The organism is Edaphobacter sp. HDX4, assembly GCF_036877565.1.
In the GTDB taxonomy this organism is placed as follows: domain Bacteria; phylum Acidobacteriota; class Terriglobia; order Terriglobales; family Acidobacteriaceae; genus Edaphobacter.
The window spans coordinates 46,115-68,194 of record NZ_JAEDXW010000001.1 but is presented as its reverse complement, the minus strand read 5'-3'; the positions used below and the strand labels follow the sequence as shown (position 1 = coordinate 68,194).

Annotated in this window: 15 protein-coding genes and 1 tRNA gene; 11 read left to right on the top strand and 5 right to left on the bottom strand. The window is 57.0% G+C overall.

All coding sequences use genetic code 11. The features are described from left to right. Positions 1-1,639: 1,639 nt before the first annotated feature. Positions 1,640-2,764: a hypothetical protein gene (locus tag JAO29_RS00280; protein WP_334266166.1), complete on the top strand. Its 1,125-nt coding sequence runs from the start codon at positions 1,640-1,642 to the stop codon at positions 2,762-2,764. A gap of 108 nt (positions 2,765-2,872) precedes the next feature. Here the strand turns inward: JAO29_RS00280 and JAO29_RS00275 are convergent, their stop codons facing one another. Next, entirely contained in the window at positions 2,873-3,352 is a 480-nt protein-coding gene (locus tag JAO29_RS00275; RefSeq protein ID WP_334266165.1) for a tyrosine-type recombinase/integrase, read from the bottom strand. A gap of 350 nt (positions 3,353-3,702) precedes the next feature. Then, positions 3,703-3,779 (bottom strand) — tRNA-Pro (locus JAO29_RS00270). Positions 3,780-4,138: 359 nt separating this feature from the next. On the opposite strand from JAO29_RS00270, the gene cysD reads away from it, so the two are divergent. Genes cysD through JAO29_RS00245 form a run of 5 tightly spaced genes read left to right on the top strand, consistent with a single transcriptional unit; the run spans position 4,139 to position 9,129 of the window. Beyond that, positions 4,139-5,080, top strand: a complete 942-nt coding sequence (cysD, locus tag JAO29_RS00265; RefSeq protein ID WP_334266164.1) for a sulfate adenylyltransferase subunit CysD — start codon at positions 4,139-4,141, stop codon at positions 5,078-5,080. Next, positions 5,080-6,726, top strand: a complete 1,647-nt coding sequence (gene cysN, locus JAO29_RS00260; protein WP_334266163.1) for a sulfate adenylyltransferase subunit CysN — start codon at positions 5,080-5,082, stop codon at positions 6,724-6,726. Before cysD ends, cysN begins: the two co-directional genes overlap by 1 nt. Next, complete coding sequence (locus JAO29_RS00255) at positions 6,723-7,418, top strand: phosphoadenylyl-sulfate reductase (RefSeq protein WP_334266162.1); 696 nt, start codon at positions 6,723-6,725, stop codon at positions 7,416-7,418. Before cysN ends, JAO29_RS00255 begins: the two co-directional genes overlap by 4 nt. Before the next feature lie 41 nt (positions 7,419-7,459). After that, the gene (locus JAO29_RS00250; protein ID WP_334266161.1) at positions 7,460-8,572 is read left to right on the top strand and encodes an XdhC family protein; all 1,113 of its coding nucleotides are present in this window, start codon (positions 7,460-7,462) and stop codon (positions 8,570-8,572) included. Beyond that, positions 8,548-9,129, top strand: coding sequence for a nucleotidyltransferase family protein (locus JAO29_RS00245; protein WP_334266160.1), 582 nt, complete (start codon positions 8,548-8,550; stop codon positions 9,127-9,129). The genes JAO29_RS00250 and JAO29_RS00245 overlap by 25 nt, the downstream gene beginning before the upstream one ends. A gap of 76 nt (positions 9,130-9,205) precedes the next feature. On the opposite strand, the gene JAO29_RS00240 is transcribed toward JAO29_RS00245, so the two are convergent. Next, positions 9,206-10,960 carry a S53 family peptidase gene (locus tag JAO29_RS00240; protein WP_334266159.1) on the bottom strand — a complete coding sequence of 585 codons (1,755 nt, stop codon included), beginning with the start codon at positions 10,958-10,960 and terminating at the stop codon, positions 9,206-9,208. A gap of 136 nt (positions 10,961-11,096) precedes the next feature. Between JAO29_RS00240 and JAO29_RS00235 the strand changes: the two genes are divergently transcribed. Together JAO29_RS00235 and fucP are read left to right on the top strand one after the other, a co-directional pair. Continuing rightward, complete coding sequence (locus tag JAO29_RS00235) at positions 11,097-11,957, top strand: amidohydrolase family protein (RefSeq protein ID WP_334266158.1); 861 nt, start codon at positions 11,097-11,099, stop codon at positions 11,955-11,957. Between the two features lie 92 nt (positions 11,958-12,049). Further along, entirely contained in the window at positions 12,050-13,381 is a 1,332-nt protein-coding gene (gene fucP, locus JAO29_RS00230; RefSeq protein ID WP_334266157.1) for an L-fucose:H+ symporter permease, read from the top strand. A gap of 158 nt (positions 13,382-13,539) precedes the next feature. Here the strand turns inward: fucP and JAO29_RS00225 are convergent, their stop codons facing one another. Together JAO29_RS00225 and JAO29_RS00220 are read right to left on the bottom strand one after the other, a co-directional pair. Continuing rightward, positions 13,540-14,271 carry a hypothetical protein gene (locus JAO29_RS00225; RefSeq protein WP_334266156.1) on the bottom strand — a complete coding sequence of 244 codons (732 nt, stop codon included), beginning with the start codon at positions 14,269-14,271 and terminating at the stop codon, positions 13,540-13,542. 37 nt (positions 14,272-14,308) lie between these two features. Further along, a complete protein-coding gene (locus JAO29_RS00220; RefSeq protein ID WP_334266155.1) occupies positions 14,309-15,520 on the bottom strand; it encodes a hypothetical protein in 1,212 nt (403 codons plus the stop codon). Between the two features lie 680 nt (positions 15,521-16,200). Between JAO29_RS00220 and treY the strand changes: the two genes are divergently transcribed. The 3 genes from treY (at position 16,201) to JAO29_RS00205 (ending at position 22,042) form a co-directional block, all read left to right on the top strand. Then, on the top strand, positions 16,201-18,897 hold the full coding sequence (treY, locus tag JAO29_RS00215) for a malto-oligosyltrehalose synthase (RefSeq protein ID WP_334266154.1): 2,697 nt from the start codon (positions 16,201-16,203) through the stop codon (positions 18,895-18,897). Continuing rightward, entirely contained in the window at positions 18,890-20,632 is a 1,743-nt protein-coding gene (gene treZ / locus JAO29_RS00210; protein ID WP_334266153.1) for a malto-oligosyltrehalose trehalohydrolase, read from the top strand. Before treY ends, treZ begins: the two co-directional genes overlap by 8 nt. Before the next feature lie 204 nt (positions 20,633-20,836). Beyond that, on the top strand, positions 20,837-22,042 hold the full coding sequence (locus JAO29_RS00205) for a DUF5666 domain-containing protein (protein ID WP_334266152.1): 1,206 nt from the start codon (positions 20,837-20,839) through the stop codon (positions 22,040-22,042). Positions 22,043-22,080 lie beyond the last annotated feature (38 nt).

Sequence of the window (22,080 nt, the reverse complement as noted above, 5' to 3'; positions counted from 1 at the left end):
TACGTGGATAAGCTCGACGGCAAGATCACCGAGGATTTCTGGGAGCGCAAGACGAGCGACTGGAGGATGGAAGAGCAGCAGATCAAGATGGCAATTCAGAGCCTCGAAATCGCTGATACCGGAAATCGAGCCCTTGACGCTCAGAGAACTTTAGAACTCGCAATAAGGCGTATTCACTGTATGTTTCGCAGAATCCGATGGAAAAGGCCAAGTTGCTCAGAATGCTACTTTCGAACTGTTCAGTCCAAGTCCCCAAGACTGAACGGCATCGCCTGCATCCGGGTGGCTATCACTGACCGAGTGAAGTCAGTAATATAAAGGTTCCCCCGCTGGTCATTATCAGAATTCCATTCGCCGAGAGATCGCGGTTACGGCGGCTGTCCATCTGGATGGCTAAATAATTCAGGAACAGTTCCGCTGAGCACTAGGGCTATTCCCCTTTTCTGCTTTTGAGGACGGCGAGGCGATGGACTCGCGGTTGCCGATGTTAGATCGATGATTACGAGCCGCAGGCTGCGCGATATCTGCGACGACGGAATGGCTAGCCGTGCTGTGTTCTGGTGTCACGAAAGATCTCCGGGTACTTCAGGTACGCACATCGCGTTTCGGACGTCGATGCAAGTCAAGTTCTTCTTTCACCAACCGTCCCAAGGCTAATACCCCAAAAAACCTTGGAAATCTGGTTTGTTTAGTTGAAATATTTGTGATTTACACCGTAAGCCTGAACTCCATACCCCATAAAGCTGAACTGGATACACCATAATGCTGAATCAACAGTGGCCATTCGAATTCAATCTCGAAGGGCTACAGCTCTATAACGCTTCCAAACCAACCTTCAATGAGCGCTAAGGCCTGTTATCAGCCATTGATGTGGAGGAGAACCTAATCCTGAAGGACGTGAACAGCCGTTCGCGCGCCTCTTGCCGCTTCGTCGCCCAAGTAAGTATCGACTAGGGCTCGGCGCAGTTGCTGTCTGCGCCCTATTGTCACGTGATCGGGGATGGAGGGAAGTTTCACTGAACATAGCGCCCCCATGGACCTCGAGGCGCTCCGCATTGCACCGGCGCTTAACGCGTCCCGCTCGCCGGGGGAGCTCTCCAGGTTCGTCCGAACTCCAGCGCCGCAGGCAGCCCGAGCTTGAGCCTCCCCAATCCGGCATGACACCACGGGGTAGGCTCACCGCAATGCATTGGCGCAACAGATAGCCACTGGAGGACGAGAAGACACAGTAAAGACGTGGGGTTTGGAGGCGCGGAAGAATCACCTCTTAATCGACAGGTTGAAGGTTCGATTCCTTCCGCGTCCACCATTATCCCGCTATCTTTCGATACCGATCTTGGCTCGAACGGCTTGCACCTTTCACCACCAAAATCCAACAAGCTGCGATCTTCCGTCAGGAGAGCTTCTAAATCCAGCTGTGCGCCTTCTTGGCCCTTGTTAGCCGCCCGCTATGTGAGCTTTCGCACCGACAGATGTGGCAACCGCCATTCATAGTCCGATACGTCTTCTTGATAGTCCCCTTCCCATTTGGTGCACCACAGAAGCTACCGGGATCCGGTGAAGGTCTCGGAGCAGGCAGTACACGACGCAGCTTGGGCCTTTCCTCTCCTAGACAATCTTTCAACCTCAAGGAGGTTCCATGCGACGTCTTTATTTCGTGGTTGCTCTGACGCTCTGCGCATTTCTGTTTCCAGTTCCATCGCTAACGGCGCAAAACTATACCATCACCGACCTTGGTACCTTTGGGGGAAGCCAAACCCTTGCGTTCGGCATCAACGAGGCGGGTGACGTCATCGGTTCTGCAAACCTCACATGCCAAGCCTGCTATTCCCACGCGTTCCTCTATAAGAAGGGGAGATTGCATGACCTGGGTGCATTGCCAGGGGCGACAGTAAGCGAAGGGTACGGCATTAGTGGCGGCCAAGGTGAAGGAAAGATTCGTGCAACAGGGTACTCCTACACTCAACCATGCGTGCATTCGGATTGTGGCGCCGTCCATGCATTCCTCTATACCAATGGCCGCATGTTGGATTTAGGCACGCTCCCTTACGGAATGAATAGCGAAGGAGCTGCGATCAACTCCTCTGGACAAGTGACAGGATGGGCCGAGATTTCGAACGCCCAGCATACCTTCTTCTACCAGCACGCTTTTCTATACAGCGACGGGACGATGCAGGACCTGGGGACGCTACCAGGAGGAAGCACGAGCTTTGGCACCGGGATTAATGACGGCTGGGGTAGAGGCGAAAGCAAAGGCGTCCAGGTCACAGGCTATTCCAGCACCGTTTCGGGGTATGACCATGCCTTCCTCTACAGCGGCGGGAACATGCAGGATCTGGGTACCCTTCCGGGTGGTCGTTCAAGCATGGGATACGCCATCAATCGATCCGGGGAGGTGACAGGAACGTCAGGCATCTCTGTGGGGGATCTCCACGCATTTCTGTACAGTCATGGGGCAATGCAGGATCTGGGTACGCTTCCTGGCCTGGTAAATAGCTTTGGACAAGGCATCAACGATGCTGGGGATGTCGTCGGCTACTGCGTTAATCTCTTCGACCAGCACGCATTCCTCTACAAAGATCGGGCCATGCACGATCTGCAAAGCATGATTCCTGAAGACTCCGGATGGGTCCTGGAGAAAGCGAACGCGATCAACAACGATGGGCAGATCACGGGGATAGGCGTTCACAATGGAGCGACCCGTGCATTTCTCCTAACTCCTTCAAGAAGAAGGAGGCTTGCCGAAAGCAAGATAGCTAATTGATAGCTCACTCACCTTTGAAGGACCATTCAAATTGGTGCCACACCTTCGACGCATGGCTCTCGTCCCCACGGACATGAGAAGCGGGTTCCATCGTCCGGTTTCTCCCGTTTATGGCTCCCATCCCAGGGCGCGGCACCAGACCTTCTGAAGATGGAAGACGGAGCCGCCGCGCCGTAGGTAGTTCACTGCGAAAGTATGCCGAAAGGCATGGAGGGTGCGAGCTGGCGGCGTGACACTGTGCCGTTCACAGTGGAGCTTTACGTCTCGCAGCATATCTCGCCTCCCTAATCGGGTCTGCATCCTGCTCGCAAATAGCAGCCGTTCGCCTGGGCAGTCTTTGCAGTAGAGGAAGAGCACACGGCGCAATTCGAAGCTGAAGGGGACGACCCGCTGCTTTCCACCCTTGCCGTCGAACGTCACTAATAGATTGTCGAAGTCGATGTCAGCTACCCGCACTCCGAGCGCCTCACTGATTCGGCAGCCGGTGTCCAGAAGGAACCACACGAGAACATGGGTACGACGGTGGTGTTTCCCCTTCGGTCTTGCCGCTAAGAGACGTTTGATCTGTGCCTCGGTGAATGTGGGCAAGACCTCCTGCGGCTCTTTCAGTTCCTGGATACGCGGGTGCTGGCAGCCGGAGCCGCATTTACGCTGCGACCCGCTGGCCCAATGCATGTAGGCATTGATTGCGCGATGGTCGCATTACATCCCGTAGCTTTGCGGCCACGGTCCCGCATCTTGATTACGGTCTCGATGAGCTGGGCTTGCGAGGGTGACACGCACGGGAGCCATCTCAAACTCTCTCGATACCACTGGATTGTTCGGGTTGAGACGTTGTGAAGGTATTGCCGTTCGCGGATGAACTGCTCGAATCGCTCTTCCATGTTTTCTCCACACAGGGATGCAAAATGCGAGAGAAAATCACGTAAGTCATTGAATGGTCGGGGCGAGAGGATTCGAACCTCCGACCCCCTGCTCCCGAAGCAGGTGCGCTACCAGGCTGCGCTACGCCCCGACACAAGATACTGCGAGGAATTGCCGGAGAAGGTGCGTTCTACCATAAAGGCTTAGCGGAGATTCGGGATACCGCCAGCCTTCGGAACGCTGTTTCCGACTGGTTTAGTTTAGCAGACTTTTACCGGCGGGTTGCGGGACGCAACAGAGGCTTCTATAGTTAAAGGGATGGTTCTCTCTCGAAAGCGCGCTTGTTGTTGTTGCCGGATGCTCCCGTGTCCGTGTGCGCGCTGTTGTCGTTAGAACGGCAGCCATCGTTCCCCTCTACAACGAATGAATCTCGACCGAATGGTTCGATATTCCTGATCTCAGAACGGATTCTCGAAGCTTATTCGAGCAGTTCCGGAAGGTGACCTCTCTATGACCCAGACAGTTGCTCTTGACTCGGATACGATTCTCTCGCCGGTGAGATTGAATCATCTTCAGGCGCTTGAAGCCGAGAGCATCGCAATTCTGCGCGAGGCGGTGGCGGAGTTTGCGCGACCGGTGATGCTGTACTCGATCGGCAAGGATTCGAGCGTTATGCTGCGGCTGGCGCAGAAGGCATTCTATCCGGGGAAGATTCCGTTTCCGCTGCTGCATATCGATACCAGCTACAAGTTTCCGGAGATGATTGCGTTTCGCGATGCGTATGCCAAAGAGATAGGCGCGGAGCTGATCGTTCATAGAAATGAAGAAGCGATTGCGGCAGGAGCGAATCCTTACACGCTGGGGACGCAGAACTGCTGCGGATTGCTGAAGACGCGGAGTCTGTTGGACGGCCTGGCCGAGGGCGGTTTCGATGCCGCTTTTGGTGGAGCGCGGCGGGATGAGGAGAAGAGCAGAGCGAAGGAGCGGGTCTACAGCTTCCGCGATGCGGCGGGGCAGTGGGATCCGAAGAACCAGCGGCCTGAGCTCTGGAGCATGTATAACTCGCGCCTGAGGAAGGGCGAGAGTATACGAGTGTTTCCGCTGTCGAACTGGACGGAGCTGGATATCTGGCTCTACCTGTATGCCGAGAAGATTCCGATTGTTCCGTTGTACTTCGCCCAGGAGCGGCCGTTGATTGTGCGCGGCGGACAGATGACCTTGTACCAGGAAGGCATGAAGCTGCTGCCCGGTGAAGAGGTCCGCATGGAGAAGGTTCGGATGCGTTCGCTTGGCTGCCTTCCCTGCACGGGCGCGATGCGAAGTGAGGCGGATACGCTGCCCAAGATCATTGAAGAGCTCCTGACCTTCCGGAGAAGCGAGCGTGAGAACAGGGCCATCGACCACGATGAAGAGGGTTCGATGGAGGTAAAGAAGCGGGAGGGCTACTTCTGATGAGTGCGACGGCGACAAAGAATTTCGAAGAGTTTCTGGAAGCGCATCTTGGCCAGGAGATGCTGCGCTTTACGACGGCCGGAAGTGTGGACGACGGCAAGAGCACCCTCATCGGAAGGCTGCTGCACGATACCAAGAGTGTCTACGAGGACCAGCTTGCAGCTGTGCAGAAGAGCCGTGTGAACCGGGCGGCAAATGGTCACGTGGATCTCTCGCTGCTGACCGATGGTCTAAAGGCAGAGCGCGAGCAGGGTATCACCATCGATGTGGCATATCGCTACTTTTCAACCTCACGGCGGAAGTTCATCATCGCCGACACGCCGGGCCATGAGCAGTACACGCGCAATATGGCGACGGGTGCATCGACGGCGGATGTCGCGGTGGTGCTGATCGATGCGAAGGCTTATCTGCGCGAAGGCAAGCTGCTACCGCAGTCGCGCAGGCATACTTATATCGCGGCGTTGTTGGGAATTCCCCACGTGGTGGCTGCCGTCAATAAGATGGACCTGGTGGACTATGCGGAGTCGACGTTTGCTTCGATCCGCTCGGAGTTTCTGGAGTTCGCCACAGAGTTGGGCCTGAAGAGTGTAACGGTGATTCCGGTAAGCGCGCTGGAAGGCGACAATGTCGTCTCTCCGAGCGCAAAGATGCCCTGGTATGACGGGCCTACGCTGCTGGAGTTTCTGGAGATCGTTCCGCTGGCTGTGAGCGATCATGACGGGCCGCTGCGCTTCCCGGTACAGCTGGTGTCGAGACCTGATGCAAACTTCCGCGGTTTTGCTGGCCAGGTGGCTCGAGGTGTGTTGCACAAGGGCGAGCGAGTGATGGCGTTGCCATCGGGTCGAGAGACGACGGTTCGCCGCATTGTGACCTGGGATGGCGATCTTGGAGCAGCGGCGCATCCGCAGAGCATCACGGTAGAGCTTGAAGACGAGATCGATCTTAGCCGCGGTGAGATGCTGGTGGCGGTTGGGCAGGATGGCGTTGCCGGGCTGCCGAAGATTACGCGACGTCTGCGCGCGATGGTGGTCTGGATGCACGAGGAGCCTCTTGTGGTGGGCCGGACGTACGTTGCCAAGCACACCACCCGCACCGTGCGAGCTACTGTGAAGGCCATTCGATATCGGGTCGACGTGAACTCCCTGGAACACGCTCAGGCGGATCATCTGGCAATGAATGAGATTGCCGAGGTCGAGCTGGAGACGAATCTGCCGTTGTTCTTCGATCCCTATGCGGAGAGCAGGACGACAGGCTCGCTGATTCTGATCGATGGCCTGACGAATGCAACGGTAGGCGCAGCGATGATCGTCGACGGAGTAGACACTGCAGGCGAACATGGTTCTCAGGCAGCGTTGGTGTTTGTGTCGGGTCGACCCGAACTGGCAGAGCGCCTGCGCGATGCGATGGAAGCAAGAGGGCAACGCGCCGTTTTGATTGACGATCCGCTCATTAGCGACCATGCGTTGACGGCGGTTGTCCGAGCCCTGGATATGGCGGGGGTGACTGCGATCACGGCTCGAAAACTCTCGGCAGATACGCTCGCAGGCGTTGCGCGCAGCGTGCGGGAGTTCGCTGAGGGTGACGTTGTGGTCGGCGATGGATTAGAGGATGACGAGATTCTGCGGGTGGCAGGGGTGCGGATATGAGCTTGACGGAGACGGCGGTAGATTACGAAGCATTGACTGCAGAAGACCTGGTGGCACAGATCGCGCAAGCCGCGGAGAAGGGTTCGGTCTGCCTGACCTCAAGCTTTCAGACCGAGGATATGGTGGCGCTGCATATGTTGCGCAAGCATATTGCGGATGTTCCGGTGATCTTTCTGGAGACGGGTTATCACTTTCCTGAGCTAATCGCTTATCGCGACCGGCTGGTGAAGGAGTGGAAACTGAATCTCGTCAATGCGTTACCGACGACGACGGTGAAGGAGTTCGAGGGGCAGTTCGGGATTTTGAATATTGTGAATCCGACGGCGTGCTGCCAGGCGCGCAAGGTGGAACCCCTGATGCGCTCTCTGGAGCCATATGACTGGTGGTTCACCGGGTTGCGACGAGAGCAGTCGCCGACTCGCGCCAACCTGAAGAAGGTTGAGGATCACAGGACTCCTACTGGCAAAGAGCTGAAGAAGATAAGCGTGCTGGCAGATTGGGACTGGGCTCGAGTGACGGCCTATGCGGAGCGCGAGGAGATTCCGCAGCTGGAACTGTATGCGCGTGGATATACAAGCATCGGGTGTGCGCCCTGCACAGCGATTCCGGAGGTCGGTGCGGATGCTCGTAGTGGCCGATGGGGTGGGAAGAAGCTCGAGTGCGGGATCCACACGTTTTCTGAGAAGAGCTAGAGTGGGTGGCGAGTGAGGCTGTCGAGGACTAATCTCTCCCTATGATGGAACGGCGACAGATCATCGGACTTTGGAAGAGAGGGGCAGCCCGTGTGCTGACGACGGTGATCCAGGTTGAGGGATCGAGCTACCGCCGCCCAGGTGCAAGACTGCTCTTAGCTGATTCGGGTGAATACGCCGGTACGATCAGCGGCGGCTGCCTGGAGGCTGAGGTGCTTCGGAAAGCGGTCTGGAAAGTGCGGTCTGGCGCTGTCGTGGAACGCTACTCCACGATGTTTGACGATACCGACGAGGTGCCGTACGGGCTTGGCTGCGGTGGGGTCGTGGATCTATTACTGGAGCCTGTGAATACTCCAGAGTGTCAAGCTCTGCTTGCGGCTGCTGAACGGTCGCTCTCCGGAGAGTGCGCCACGGTCGTGACCTGGCTTCCCGGAGAGGGCAAGCTTCTGCGGCGGGCTGTTCTGGCTGGCGACGGAGAGTTGATCTTTGCGAGTGAGGGGCTTGGAGAGAAGAAGCTGAGTTGTGCTCGAGGACTTAGGCCTGAAGAGACTTATGAAGGCAGATTTGTAGAAGAGCTTAGAGGGCCGCAGAGACTGTTCGTGCTGGGCGCGGGTGATGATGCGCGTCCGCTGGTTGCGATGGCTGCGATGATGGGTTGGCAAGTAACGGTAGCTGATGGTCGTTCGCAGCTGGCAAGAGCAGAGCGATTTCCCGACGCACATGCGGTTGTAGTACTCAGTGCCGACCAAGTCCAGGATCTCAGGATCAGTAGTGAAGATGCGGTTGTGTTGATGACGCACAGCTACGAGCAGGATCGCGCACTTCTGGCGGCATTGCTTCCCGTTGCCCCGAGGTATCTGGGACTTCTGGGCGCGCGTCACAGGAGCTCGCTGCTGGTAAGCGAGGCGGCGGCGAAGGCCGGGCTTCCGCTGGAGACCTGCTGCGAGAGGATCTGGGCTCCTGTGGGGCTCGATCTCGGGGGCGAGGGGCCGGAGGCGATCGCTCTTGCGGTGATGTCGGAGGCGCAGGCGATGTGTATGGGCAAGATGGGAGCCTCGCGTCGTCTTACTCCCGAAACGGTGAGGCGGTTTGTGGAAGAAGGTGGCTTCGATCGCTACCTGAAGCAGCAATGCGCCGTGGATCTGGCATCTTGAGCGTCGCTGCGATCGTGCTTGCTGCTGGAGCTTCGCGCCGCTTGGGTTATCCAAAACAACTTATCCGTCTGGAGGGCGAGACGCTCGTAGAGCGCGCCGTGCGCATAAGCCGGGAGGCTGGTTGTGAACGAATAGTGTTGGTGCTGGGAGCTTCCGCGGACAAGATCATGAGCGCATGCTCGTTCGAAGATGCAGCAGTTGTGATGAATGCAGATTGGAGCGAGGGGATGGCGACTTCGCTCGCTGCAGGCATCCGTAGTGTTGATCCGGATCCGAACGTGGAAGGCTGCATCGTAATGACCTGCGACATGCCTGCAGTTACACCAGAGCACCTTCGTCTTCTTATGAGCACTCGATGGGTTACGGCATCGGCCTATGCGGGCAGGCGCGGAGTTCCGGCGTATTTTCCCCGTGAGATTTTCCCCGACCTGACAGAACTCCGAGGAGATGAGGGTGCGCGAGCGCTCCTGAAGGAGGCTCAGTCGGTGGAGCTTGAAGGCGGGGATCTCGACATCGATACTGATGAGGATCTGAGTCGTGCGCGAAGTTTATTTTGAATCGAACCTCGGCCATTGTCTGCCATGGCCGAGGCTCCTTTTACTATTCGCGTGAAGGTGGACTTGTGAACAGGGATCACCTCGAGGTGGTCTTGCCGCGCTTCAGAGTCAGGGTTGGTGGTTTGCGTTTACCGGGAAGCTTACGTTCTGCTGCAGAGCGTGTGCTCTTTGCTGCCTTTCGTGGAACGGCTTTCGACTTTTTCCCTCCAGAACTGGAGGTGGAACCGACGACAGAGATGAGTTTCGGCGCGATTGGAGATCCAAGACCGGTACAGGCATCCCAGCCCGTTCGGGCCTTGAAGGCACCGTTGTTGCCCTGCGTGATATCCCGGAAAGCTGATTTCGCCTTCGCCGTATAGATGATTGGATTGATGAAACCGGCAGCTTTGCCGTTTAGCTGATTTGCGAGAGCGATAAGGCCGGCCCAGAGGGGGGCGACGGCACTTGTCCCTCCGATCACGAGGGTCTGTCCATCCACGCGAATGGTATATCCGGTCTGAGGATCGGCATCGCCTGCGACATCCGGGACGCCCCGTCCTCCGGTCTGACCTGTGGGTTTGGGAACACCGGCTTTACTTTGCCAGGAGGGAAGACTGAAGACATTGCTCACCCCTCCCCCGGTGGCTCCATCGTTCTGGTCGTTCCAGACGGTTTCGGAGGTGATGGTTCCATTAGAGCCCGCCAGCCGAGTTCCGCCGCAAGCCAGTACATGGGGACTGGCGGCGGGGAAGTCGACGTGCTTGCCGTTGTCAGTTACGCCGTCGGAAGAGCCGTTGTCTCCAGAGGCTACGGTGATGGTGATGCCAAGGGCTGCTGCCGACTGGCAGGCGGCGTCCAGCGCGTTCATCGCCTGAGCCGTCCAGTTGGTCTCGGCGGCTCCCCATGAGATGGAGATGACGCTGGGCTTGTAGGTTGTGTCGTGGACTGCGGAGGCGATTGCATCGACAAAGCCCTGGTCGGTATTGGGCGCGAAGTACACGACGACGCGTGAACCAGGAGCGACAGCAGCGGCAACTTCGATGTCGAGCATCACTTCACCGTCGGCGCCGTTGGCGTCGCCGGGGGAGTTTTTGCCACCGGATACCGATACCCCTATTACCTTCGGAGGTGTTTGACCGAGAGATTTGAAATAAGCGGTGATGTCAGCCTGGCGGAAGCCGCCTCCAAGCTCAATGAGCGCGATGGTCTGGCCTGTCGCGCTCGCGTTCGCTGGAAACCCGTAGAGTTGGCCAACCTGCACAGGAGTGTAAGAGACCCCAGCATTAGCGTGAGGGCGCGCGAAGCCCTGGCCCTGGGCTGCTCGAGCAGCCGCTCCTCCTTCCGGGCCGGCAATTCGGAAATGTGGTTGAGCCTGTGGCCGATTGTCGAGTCCAAGAACGGCGACGACATAGCCTGCCAGCTCCTCAGGAATGTGAATGCCGCCCTCACGAACGCGACATTGGCTGGTTCCTACCGTCTGGTGCATGAGGGAGACGCCAAACGCCTGCTGCAAGTTAGCGATGGTGCCGGTCAGCTTGATGGTTCGGCGGCCGGGTGCGGGAGTTCCGGGCTGCACGGTGAGGCCGTATTCTTTCGCAAAGGCTCGGACAAGTCGTACCGCCTCTGGATCTGCTCCATGGTTTGCGCGAAATTCCGCACGGGTCAGGCGCTGCTTTCCGGTGATATGCGCGGTGCCGAGAGGTTTCTTGCGCCGGACGATAACCGATATCGTGATCCTCCTGGAAGGAGGTGCGGGAGTGGCGGGTGCGCCAGGTGCGGCAGCTTTCTCACTGCCGGGGAGAAGCATGCGTTGCTGTGCGGAAAAGCGAGCGGAAGTTTTCTTCGGCGCCATCAAGTTCCTCCATCTGGAGTGTGATGCCCAAACTAAGACCCAGAGCGAAGCCATGTTAATCCCGAATGGATGAAAGAGAAAGGATTACATTGGGATTGGGACCGATGGCGACTCTTTCATGATTGGAAGTATAGTTTTGAATGCAAAGGTAAAGGAGCGCGGCGTGGCGGAGAGAATTGATGCTCACCATCATCTATGGCGATACACGGCTGACGAATATGGATGGATTGACGACAAAATGGCCGCGCTACGGCGAGACTTCCTGCCTGCCGATCTAAGCGGCGAGATGCGCGCTGCCGGTGTAGACGGAACAGTCGTGGTTCAGGCGAGACAGACTCTGGAGGAGACGGACTGGGTGCTGGAGTTGGCAGACAAAAGCGAAAAAATTCTCGGGGTGGTGGGTTGGGCTCCAATTGTGGAAGAGAGATTTGCTGAGCTGCTGCGAGAGCTTGTCCAGAGGCCGAAGCTAAAGGGATTACGACACATCGTCCAGGGGGAGCCGGATGAGTATTACCTGCTGCGAGAGGACTTCAATCGCGGGATACGGCAGATGGCCGGAACGGGGCTGGTCTATGACATTCTGATTTATGAACGCCATCTGCCGCAGACTATCCGGTTTGTCGACCAGCACGCAGAGCAGCAGTTCGTCTTAGATCACATCGCTAAACCGAGAATCCGCGAAGGTGTTCTGGAGCCCTGGGCGACAGAGATCCGCGAGCTGGCGAAGCGCGAAAATGTTGCGTGCAAACTGTCCGGTATGGTGACGGAAGCTGACTGGCTCGACTGGACGCTGGAGGCGATGCGGCCTTATCTGGATGTGGTGATGGAAGCCTTCGGACCGAAACGAGTGATGGCGGCATCCGACTGGCCGGTATGCCTGGTGGCGTGCGGCTATGCGCAGTGGTTCGAATTGCTTGAGGAGTATTTCGCCGGCTACGACACGCTGGAGCGCGAAGCCATCTTCGGAGGGAATGCAACCCAGGTGTACAGGTTGTAGTTGCCTCTTGAGATATCCAAGCAAAGTATATGCGGGAGCATGTAGCATCTCTCGCGGAGACAGGATTGCAGCTTCTACAGAACGGAGAACCGATGCAGATCTCAGCACCGATTGGGACATCAAGCAATTCAGGGAAAACGGGAGGGAAGCACCCGCTGTTTCCTGTAGGCCACATGCTGCCATTCGTGCTGGTGACGGTGTTGTTCTTTCTGTGGGGGATGTCGAATAACCTCACGGACATCCTGGTACAGCAGTTCAAAAAATCGCTGGAACTCTCGCAGTTCAGCGCACAGCTAGTTCAGACGGCGAACTTCTTCGGCTATTTCTGCATGGCGATTCCTGCCGGGCTACTCATGCGTCGATGGGGATACAAGGCAGGGATGGTAACCGGTCTTGTACTCTTCGGCTTGGGGATGTTGCTGTTTCTTCCGGCGGCTGTGCGGGGAGAATACGCCATGTTCCTCATCGCACTGTTTACGGTCGGATGCGGAGCGTCGATCCTGGAGACGGCAGCCAATCCTTTTATTGCGCAGTTTGGGGATCCTGCGACGTCGGAGCAAAGGCTGAACTTTTCGCAAGCCTTCAATCCTCCCGGAACGGTCGTCGGTGTTCTGATCGGTACGTATTTTATTTTTTCAGGAGTAGAGCCTGGTCCCGCCGATATCGAACAGATGAAGGTCGCCGGCACGTATCACAGCTATCTGCATGGTGAGATCATGCGGGTGGTCCCAACATACATGGCATTCGGCGTCGTCGTTCTGCTTTGTGCGCTGATCCTGTCGAGAACCAAGTTTCCAGTAATTCAGTCGGAGCATGAAGGGGCTGGCGAAGATCATGGAAGCTTTGCTGAGCTGTTGCGCAACCCGGCCATATGGATTGCAGTGGCGGCGAACTTCTGCAATGTAGGCGCCCAGATTTCGTCGTGGAGCAGTCTGATCCCTTACATGAAACAGTACACGGTTGCGAGTGAACGCACGGCTGCGCATTACCTGACGGCTGTGTTGATCACAATGCTGGTCGGGAGATTTGTATCGACTCCCCTGATGCGCTATGTGAGGCCGAGCCTGATGCTTGGGATCTATGGCGTATGTAATACGGTGCTGATGCTGATCGTGGTTCTGCGTCCCGGGATGGTCGGAGCCTGGGCGGTGGTGGCGAGTGGCTTCTTTATCTCGATCATGTATCCGACGATCTTCGCCCTCGGCCTGAAAGGGCTAGGACGCAACACGAAGCTTGGCGGATCGATGCTGGTCATGGCGATTGTAGGAGGAGCGATCTTTCCTCCGATTGCTGGACTGATTGCAAGACAGACAGGCAGCCTGGCGCTTGGCTATATCGTGCCGTTGCTCGGATTTATCGGCGTAGCAGTATTCGGTTTCTATCAGTCGACGCAGCGCAGCCTGCTTTCAGGACCGGCCTACTGAGAAGCAATGCACAACAGAAGGGCAGGCAAAAATGCATGCCGAGGATCATAGCGTTTCGACAATGAAAGTGAAGATTATCACGCGAAAATAGCACTCTGTGATCTGATCTGTCGCTGATTCGAGATTCCCCGGGATGGGTCTGGGTGGCTCAGCCGGAGCTAGAAGTGGCGCAGCGTCTCGGCCGTAGGCTGGGCCTTGTAGGTCGGGTCTGGCGGCAGAACTTCCGTATCTACATTCTTCTCAAGGGAACGGCTGACAATGTCGCGTGAACCCAGGCCGATGGCGAGTGAGAGGGTAAGAACGATTCCTCCGAAGAGGATGCCGAATGCAAGATCAACGACCATTCCCCCGATTTCGAGGTGATCGAGCACGGTAGCTGCAGTCAAGACCAGAACCAGCCATTTCACTCCTACGGAGAGAAAACGAGCGTACTGAAGGCGCGCATTTACCGCTTCAATCAGCACGGTTCGGGCAAGGAAGCGCGCCAGAAGCGTTCCCGCGATGAAGAGGATGATAGCCCCTACGGAATGCGTGAGGTAGGGAAGAAGAAAGAACGACATCTGGGAGTTGCCCGCATAAGCAGCATCGAAGGCAGAGATTCCGATAAGGAATCCGAGTACGACGCTGGCCCAGAAGACGGCGCGCGCAACAAGCAGAGTAGGGCCGTGCGATGGCGCCCAGTCGAGCGGAACGAGAGAGTTCTTTGAGAGTCTTTCGTCAAAACGGATGGCCGTAAGAAGTCGTTTCAGCAAGGCCGCCAGAATGGCCCCGATCGCGGTAAGGATCATGACGGCAAGCAGCAGTGCGAGCAGGCCGGGGAGGAAGTTGGCCAGTGTGACGAGAGCCCGGTGGGCTGATTGGCTCAGGGCGAGTTCGACTTGTTGCCACATGGGCAGATCTCCTTACGCGGTTGTATACACGGCGGGGCTACGGATTGAAACGATCGGGCCAACGCCAGCGTGACACAAGATACGGTTTATCAGTTTCGAATGCCTGGGCGACTTCTTCAATGTGTTGTTCAGGAGCAACACCGCTCTGAACAAGGATAAGGTGCGAAGCGACCCATGCAAGATATAGCGGCGTCAATGCGCCAAGCAGATGGCCACGGTTGATCGTACGCAGACGATACGCCAAGACAAAGTCGTAGATGATTCGCGCCCAAAGGTTGTCGGCTAGACGGAAGCTTTCGCGTGGCATGACCGAAAGGCGTTTAAGCCCAAGAAGTGTGTGGGGTGGAAGCACAAGGGACCAGATCTCGTGCAGATTGGAGTATGCCAGGTGGAAGGAGTCCAACATGGGCGTAACGTCGAATTGCTCACTTGGAACAGATGTCTCTGTCACGGTGCGGGGTGGAACTGTCGAGCGCATGCGCTGCCAGAACGATGCTCGAGCATCGATGTCGGCAAAGAAGGAGCTGAGGATCTGGTTGAGCAATGTATTCAAATCCGGTGTGGCTGGCTGGGGAGCCACGCGGGAAGGGATGTCCGCCTCCACGATTTTGAATCCGTTGGTCGCTGCTTCGGAGACCGGCCAGAGCAGAGCGTCTTCCTGATTCGCTGCTGTGAAGCGCTGCGAGGCTGTAGCTAGATGTTCCGCCATGCGGGGAGATAATCCCACGTCAATCGCCAGCGGAAAACGCGGGCTCGCACAAAAGAGGCTTCGACTGAGCGGGTAAAGGATAGCGGAGTTGACCAGGCCTTCCCGTGCTCCAAGGTGGTAATGAGAGACGACGAGGTCGGCGGGGGAGGAAAGCGTGCCGTGAGCAAGGCTACGAATAGACTCGGGCAGCATGGTCTGGGATTCTGCCCCCAGCAGCACGCAGGCCGGGGAATTGTGTTCCTGCGCCAGCTTGAAGGTGTTGAGATAATCCGCTGCAGTATGGACCCAGGGGGTGCTGGAAACAGCTGCGGGGGTGTAGGGCAGCAGCCGAAGCGACTCGAACGAGCCTGCTAAATTTGCGCCCGCTGTTTCCGGAATTGCCACGAGCACGGGTTCGTTGACGAATGCTTTGGCCAGATTCGACAAGGTGAGTTCGAGAGTGTCGGGGGAGATGGTGCTGAGATGGATCAGCACCCCTGTTCCGACGAGTGAGCCGGTGTCTGGTTTTGCGGTGGCGGTATTGATCGGCGAAGAAGCCATCGTTGCTTTGCAGCTATCCTTGGTCCGCCTTCCGGCTTCAGGCGTTTTCTAAGTGAGATGCTGACGGGAGGCAAAGGTAAACCTCACGGTGGGAATTCGCAAAAGATCATCTGGCGGGAGCCGATGATGATTGTAGCTCGAGTCGAGAGAAAGTATAAGCGCAAGCGTCTTCGGCGTTTCCCGCCTGATAGCCCCAGCGGGATCCATCACTACTGGGAAGCTGAGCGGGACGGGATTGGTGGTAGAAAAGCCGGCGTCCCGGTCGGAGTGCCACGCTATGGGGGCCGCCCGGCGTTGTGGCCGCCTAGTAGATGCTTGGCCCCATGGCATTCATCCTCATCGTGGAAAATCCAAACGGACCTCCGGCGTCCGCCAATTGGCATCGGCAAGAGTGAAGCGGTGGTGTACTCGGCGTCGATTGCGCTGCACAGAGGGCGGATGGTGCTGTGTGTTTCGGGAAGATTTCACAGATGGTCAGGAGCGCTGCGCGTTTCTTCACGATGATTCTGGTGCTCAATCAGAGAGGTGCGAAGTAACCTCCCTATTGCGGTGGTCAGATCCGGCAGACATCGAAACAAGGTACAACCTCTCACAGTAGGTCCGGTCTCTAAGGAGGTAAGTGCCAACAACGCTGAACCCTGATTTCACTTCATCCTTCATTTTACTCAACAAGGTTGTCCATGCTACGTGTGCCCATCTCTACTTATCGTCTCCAGCTCTATAAGGAGTTTACGTTCGATGATGCTGCGTCCGTAGCAGATTATTTGCGCGACCTGGGTGTCTCCCATGTGTACTGTTCGCCATATCTCCAGGCGGCTCCCGGAAGTACCCACGGCTATGATGTGGTTTCGCACCAGCAGGTCAATGAGGAACTCGGCGGAGCAGAGGCGCACGAGAGGTTCTGCAGGCGATTAGCAGAGGTCAAGTTGGGGCAGGTGCTGGATATTGTCCCGAACCACATGTCACTGGGGAAAGAGAATCGCTACTGGTGGGATGTTTTGGAGAACGGAGCGTCCAGCCGCTACGCTTCCTTCTTCGACATCGACTGGCAGCCGATGGAAGAGAGGCTCCGAGACAAGATTCTCGTTCCGATTCTGGCAGACCAGTATGGGCGAGTGTTGCACCAGGGTGGCATTCGCGTCTCCCGGCAGGGTATCAATTTCCAAGTAGAGGCATCGGGCCAGGAGATGCCTGTGGCTCCCCAGTCGATGCAGACGATTCTGGGGAAAGCGGCCGAGTTGTCCCGGTCCAAAACGTTGAGCTTCCTGGCCGCATCCTTTGGGCGATTGCCCTCTCCTCAGTACGAAGACAGGCGGAAGGTACTTGCGCTCCATAACGACAAGACCGTGCTCTATGGATTGCTGGAGAGACTTTGCGGCGAAGAGCAGGGTGTCTGCGACGGCATCGACCGGGCTCTTGAGGGGCTGAACTCGAACGAAGATCTCCTGGATGACTTCCTCAATCAGCAAAACTACCGTCTCGCGTACTGGAAGACCTCTGGGCAGCAGCTGGGATATCGAAGATTCTTTGATGTGAATAGCCTGGTGGGGCTTCGGGTTGAGCGCGAGCATGTCTTCGAAGAGACGCACACGCTGGTGTTGGACTGGTTAGAGCGTGGGGTCCTTGATGGTGTGCGTGTGGACCATCCTGATGGTCTCCGTGATCCTCTGGAGTATTTTCAGCGCCTGCGTCTGCGTGCTCCTGATGCGTGGATTGTAGGAGAGAAGATTCTTGAACCCGGAGAGTTTCTTCGCACTAACTGGCCTATTGAGGGAACGACCGGCTACGACTTCATGAATGCCGTTGGGAATGTGCTCTTGTGGCCTCAGGGACTTACTGAACTTACCGGAATCTATCAGCAGTTTCTGGGCAAAGAGATGGCAGCAAGCCTGGCGAACTACGACACTCTGGCGCACGACAAAAAGATCAATGTCTCGCAGGAAGCTTTAGGAAGCGATGTCAATCGTCTAACCTCGATCTTTGTCGAGATATGTGAGTCGAATCGGGATCAGCGGGACTACACGCAAGCCGAAATGCGAAGGGCAATCCGCGAGGTGGCGGCTTGTCTCGACATCTACCGTACCTATGTCGTACCTCAGCGAAACGAAATCACGGATGAGGACCGCGATCACATCGCGGCTGCAACGGAGTGCGCAAAGGCGCGGCGCCAGGATATTGACGGTGGACTCTTCGATTTTTTGCGTGACGTGTTGACGATGGTCGTCACAGGTCCAAGAGAAAGTGAGTTCGTACTGCGCTTTCAGCAATTCACCGGGCCAGTGATGGCCAAGGGCGTCGAGGATACGGTCTTGTACTGCTATAACCGGCTCTCAGGAATGAATGAGGTCGGAGCTGATCCCGATAACGATGGGATGAGCGTGGAAGATTTCCATGCGTACTGCGAGAAGATGCAGGCGACTCATCCCTACACCATGACCGCCCTTGCCACACATGACACCAAGCGCAGCGGCGATGTTCGAGCCAGATTGGCTGTGCTGAGTGAGGTTGCACCTCGATTTGGGACGGCAATCTATCGCTGGTCGCGCATGAATGCCGGATTTCGTAAGAAAACAGCGACAGGTTCCATGCCCGATCCGAATACGGAGTATCTCTACTATCAGACGTTGATCGGCGCATGGCCCATCACAGTCGAGCGGGCGCAGGGTTACATGATAAAGGCCTCGCGTGAGGCAAAGCTTCAGACAACCTGGACCGCGAATAACAAGGAATTCGAGGATGCGCTGCTGGAGTTTATTGCGAAGACTCTGGAGCACCCTCCCTTTCTGAAGGATCTCGAGCAATTTGTGGATCGCATCAAGGAAGCGGGAAGGATCAACTCGCTTACGCAGACGCTGATAAAGCATACGGCGCCCGGCGTTCCGGATCTCTACCAGGGAACGGAGGTGTGGGATTTGAGCCTGGTAGATCCCGACAATCGCCGACCGGTAGATTATGAACGGCGAAGGCGCATGTTGACGGAGTTACGCCAGCTTACAGGTCCTAATGTGGCCTCGCAGATTCTCGCGCGATCTGAGGACGGTATGCCGAAGTTGTGGGTGGTGCATCGCGCGCTTCTGCTTCGACGGGAGCATCCGGAGTGGTTCGGTCGTGAAGCGGCGTACATCCCTCTCACCGTCGAGGGAGCTAGATGGGACCACGTTATAGCGTTCATGCGTGCAGATTCCGTTGTCACGGTTGTGCCGAGATGGACGACAAAGATTGGTGGCGCCTGGCGCGACACTACAGTTCTTTTGCCGCAGGGAGACTGGAAAGATCAATTGACCGGTGCCTCATTCAGGGGCGGGCCAGTTGCTCTCAAGAACCTTCTCCGCGATTTCCCTGTGGCACTACTGGTACGGGAGGCTGAGCATGCATGAGTTTCGGGTCTGGGCTCCGCGAGCCCAAAAGGTAGCGGTACGGATCGGTGAAGCCGCTTACGCGATGAGTCAGGTTGGGGATCGAGGATGGTGGAGCGCCAAGGTAGACGAAGCTGGTCCCGGAACGGACTACTCCTTCCTCCTTGACGACGACACTACGCCGTATCCCGATCCGCGAGCTTTTTGGATGCCCCACGGCGTCCATGGAGCATCTAGGGTTTACGGCACAGGGGATTTTGCCTGGAAGGATCAGGGATGGCATGCTCCGCCTTTATCCAGCGCCATCATCTACGAGTTGCACATCGGGACCTTCACACCGGCGGGTACCTTCGACAGCGCCATCGAGAGGCTTCCTCATCTTTCTGAACTTGGAGTGACCCACGTCGAGATCATGCCCATCGCGGAGTTTCCCGGGGATTTCGGCTGGGGGTACGACGGTGTGGCGCTGTTTGCCGCACGCGAAGCTTACGGAGGCCCTGATGGCCTGAAGCGGCTCGTCGACGCTTGTCATGCACAGGGGCTGGCAGTGTTACTGGACGTTGTTTACAACCACTTCGGGCCGGTAGGGAACTATGCGGGAAGATTCGGTCCCTATCTTACGAGCAATCACTGCACCCCGTGGGGCGATGCAGTAAATCTCGAGTTCGCACAGAGCGATGAGGTGCGGCGATTCTTTTGTGACAACGCGCTGATGTGGCTGGAGGAGTACCACATAGACGGTCTGCGCCTGGATGCAGTCCACGAGTATGTCGATCGCTCAGCAATCCACTTTATGGAACAACTTTCGATGGAGGTCCAGGATCTCTCGACGCGGCTTGGCAGACAGTTCGTGCTGGTAGCGGAAAGCGATCTAAATGATCCAAGAGTGGTCCGGCAGCGCGAGGCAAACGGCTATGGAATGGATGCTCAGTGGAATGACGATTTCCACCACGCTCTGTTCACGGTGCTGGACCCTGGAGGCGATGGGAAGGGCTACTACAGCGACTTCGGATCCATGGAGCGCCTCGCCAAGGCTCTGACACAGGTTTTCGTGTACGACGGCATGTATTCCTACTATCGTCATCGCAATCATGGTCGACGAGTAGAGAACCTCTCCACGCATCGCTTCGTCGGCTTTATCCAGAACCACGATCAGGTTGGAAATCGGGCCACGGGAGATCGTTTAGAACACATCGTCGGCCTGGATAGGGCAAAGGCTGCTCTGGGACTCGTCCTGACCTCGCCGTTCGTCCCACTCCTGTTTCAGGGGGAAGAGTTCGCTGCATCTTCTCCCTTCCAGTACTTCGCCCATCATGAGGAGGAGGAGATGGCACGGGCCGTTTCGGAGGGTCGCAAGCGGGAGTTCGCGGCCTTTGGGTGGCTCCCGGAAGAGGTGGCGGATCCTGAGAGCAGGGACACGTTTGAAAGGTCGAAGCTGAACTGGGACGAGGTCCGCGAGGGCCGTCACGCTGAGATGCTGAGATGGTGCAAGAGTCTGATCGCATTCCGCCGGGAATCCAAATGTCTGAGCGAAGGTGAACTAGGCCATGTAGCCGTACGCTTCGATGAGAAGGGAAAATGGTTGGTGATGGATCGAAGCACCTTGAGGATTGCTTTGAATCTGGGAAGTTCACCGGTCAGTTTTGACGACTGCGCAAGCTACACGATGGTGCTTCGATCAGAAGACGACGTTCGCCTGGATGCGGGAAATCTGAACCTCCCCCCATCGCGAGTGGCAATCCTCTCCTCCGTATAAGGAGGAGACGACAAGACCCGGGGCCCAAGTCCACGAAAGTTGCAGGTTACCTCTCCGATACGGATCTGAATCTCGTCACTGTCCGGAAACTTTTGAAATTCGGCGTCGTCTTTCCATGTACAGCTCCAAGGTACATCTGGGCGGTCACCTCGCCAGGTTCGTAGAAGCGAATCGCCCGGTTATTTGCAGGAATGGACAGATGAGATGCGCATAGATACGAGAGTCCGCGGGGCGGCATTGGCTGTCGCCATGCTTCTGACGGCCGCAGTCCCAAGCCCAAGATATTTTGCCTTCGCCCAAGCCCCAGCTCCTGCTGCCGGACGACAGATCGGAACCGTAAAAGCGGTATCCGGGAACACGCTGACGCTGGCTCTCGATGGAGGGGCCCAGGTAAGCGTGACGATCGCCGAGGGGGCACGTATTGTGCAACTGGCTCCTGGGAGCACAGATTTGAAGTCCGCTCAGTCCATCACACTAGGAGATATCGCGGCTGGTGACAGGGTTCTAGTGGTGGGTAAGCCCGCAGATGACGGTTCACTGACCGCCGCGCGAGTAATCCTGATGAAGTCGATGGATATCGCCCAGAAGAATGAATCCGAGAAGGCAGACTGGCAGAAGCGGGGTTCCGGGGGCATTGTGAGCTCAGTGAGCGGCTCCACCATCACCATCTCCTCCGGAAGCAGGAAGATCCAGGTAGATACGACGCCGTCGACGAAGTTCCGGCGTTATGGAGCGGATTCCATCAAGTTCGAGGATGCGAAGCCCAGTACCCTGGACCAGATCCAGACGGGTGATCAGCTTCGGGTGCGCGGAGATAAGTCTGCAGATGGTCTGACAATTCAGGCACAAGATGTTGTCAGCGGAGCATTCAAAAATCTGGCGGGGACGATTGCCACTATCGACCCGGCTGCCGGAACGCTTACATTGAAGGACCTTGCCACGAAGAAGTTGATGACGGTCGCGGTGACCGCAAACTCTGATCTTCGTAAGTTGTCGCCCGAGATGGCGGCAAGGTTCGCAGCCCGGGCCAGGGGTGGAGCGGCTTCGGCGGAGCCTGGTCAGGCTGGTTCTCCCGCAGCACCGGGAGGTGGACAAGCGTCACCTGCAGGGGGTCCCGTGAGAGGCGGTGGGATGGGAGCGGGCGGCCGCTCCGCCGGTGGAGACCTGTCGCAGATGCTTTCACGGCTTCCGACGAACTCTCTATCAGATCTTAAGGTGGGCGATGCCGTAATGATTGTGGCTTCGGAGCCTTCCGCGGGAAGCGAGAAGGTTACGGCGGTGACGATGCTGTCCGGTGTGGAGCCCATCCTGGCGGCGACCCCGAAGGGAAGTGCAGCGATGACACTTTCGCCGTGGAATATGGGTGGTGGCGGCGGCGGGGGCGAAGAGGGTGGGGCCGGTCCCCAGTAAAGTCCCGAGGCAGATCGATTCAGTGATCAGGTTTGAGG

Coding starts and splice junctions, on each gene's coding strand:
- cysN (WP_334266163.1), top strand. CDS start 5,080: ATGAGTGCGACGGCGACAAAGAATTTCGAAGAGTTTCTGGAAGCGCAT.
- cysD (WP_334266164.1), top strand. CDS start 4,139: ATGACCCAGACAGTTGCTCTTGACTCGGATACGATTCTCTCGCCGGTG.
- treY (WP_334266154.1), top strand. CDS start 16,201: ATGCTACGTGTGCCCATCTCTACTTATCGTCTCCAGCTCTATAAGGAG.
- JAO29_RS00225 (WP_334266156.1), bottom strand. CDS start 14,271: ATGTGGCAACAAGTCGAACTCGCCCTGAGCCAATCAGCCCACCGGGCT.
- JAO29_RS00205 (WP_334266152.1), top strand. CDS start 20,837: ATGCGCATAGATACGAGAGTCCGCGGGGCGGCATTGGCTGTCGCCATG.
- JAO29_RS00255 (WP_334266162.1), top strand. CDS start 6,723: ATGAGCTTGACGGAGACGGCGGTAGATTACGAAGCATTGACTGCAGAA.
- treZ (WP_334266153.1), top strand. CDS start 18,890: ATGCATGAGTTTCGGGTCTGGGCTCCGCGAGCCCAAAAGGTAGCGGTA.
- JAO29_RS00250 (WP_334266161.1), top strand. CDS start 7,460: ATGATGGAACGGCGACAGATCATCGGACTTTGGAAGAGAGGGGCAGCC.
- JAO29_RS00240 (WP_334266159.1), bottom strand. CDS start 10,960: ATGGCGCCGAAGAAAACTTCCGCTCGCTTTTCCGCACAGCAACGCATG.
- JAO29_RS00245 (WP_334266160.1), top strand. CDS start 8,548: ATGCGCCGTGGATCTGGCATCTTGAGCGTCGCTGCGATCGTGCTTGCT.
- JAO29_RS00280 (WP_334266166.1), top strand. CDS start 1,640: ATGCGACGTCTTTATTTCGTGGTTGCTCTGACGCTCTGCGCATTTCTG.
- JAO29_RS00220 (WP_334266155.1), bottom strand. CDS start 15,520: ATGGCTTCTTCGCCGATCAATACCGCCACCGCAAAACCAGACACCGGC.
- fucP (WP_334266157.1), top strand. CDS start 12,050: ATGCAGATCTCAGCACCGATTGGGACATCAAGCAATTCAGGGAAAACG.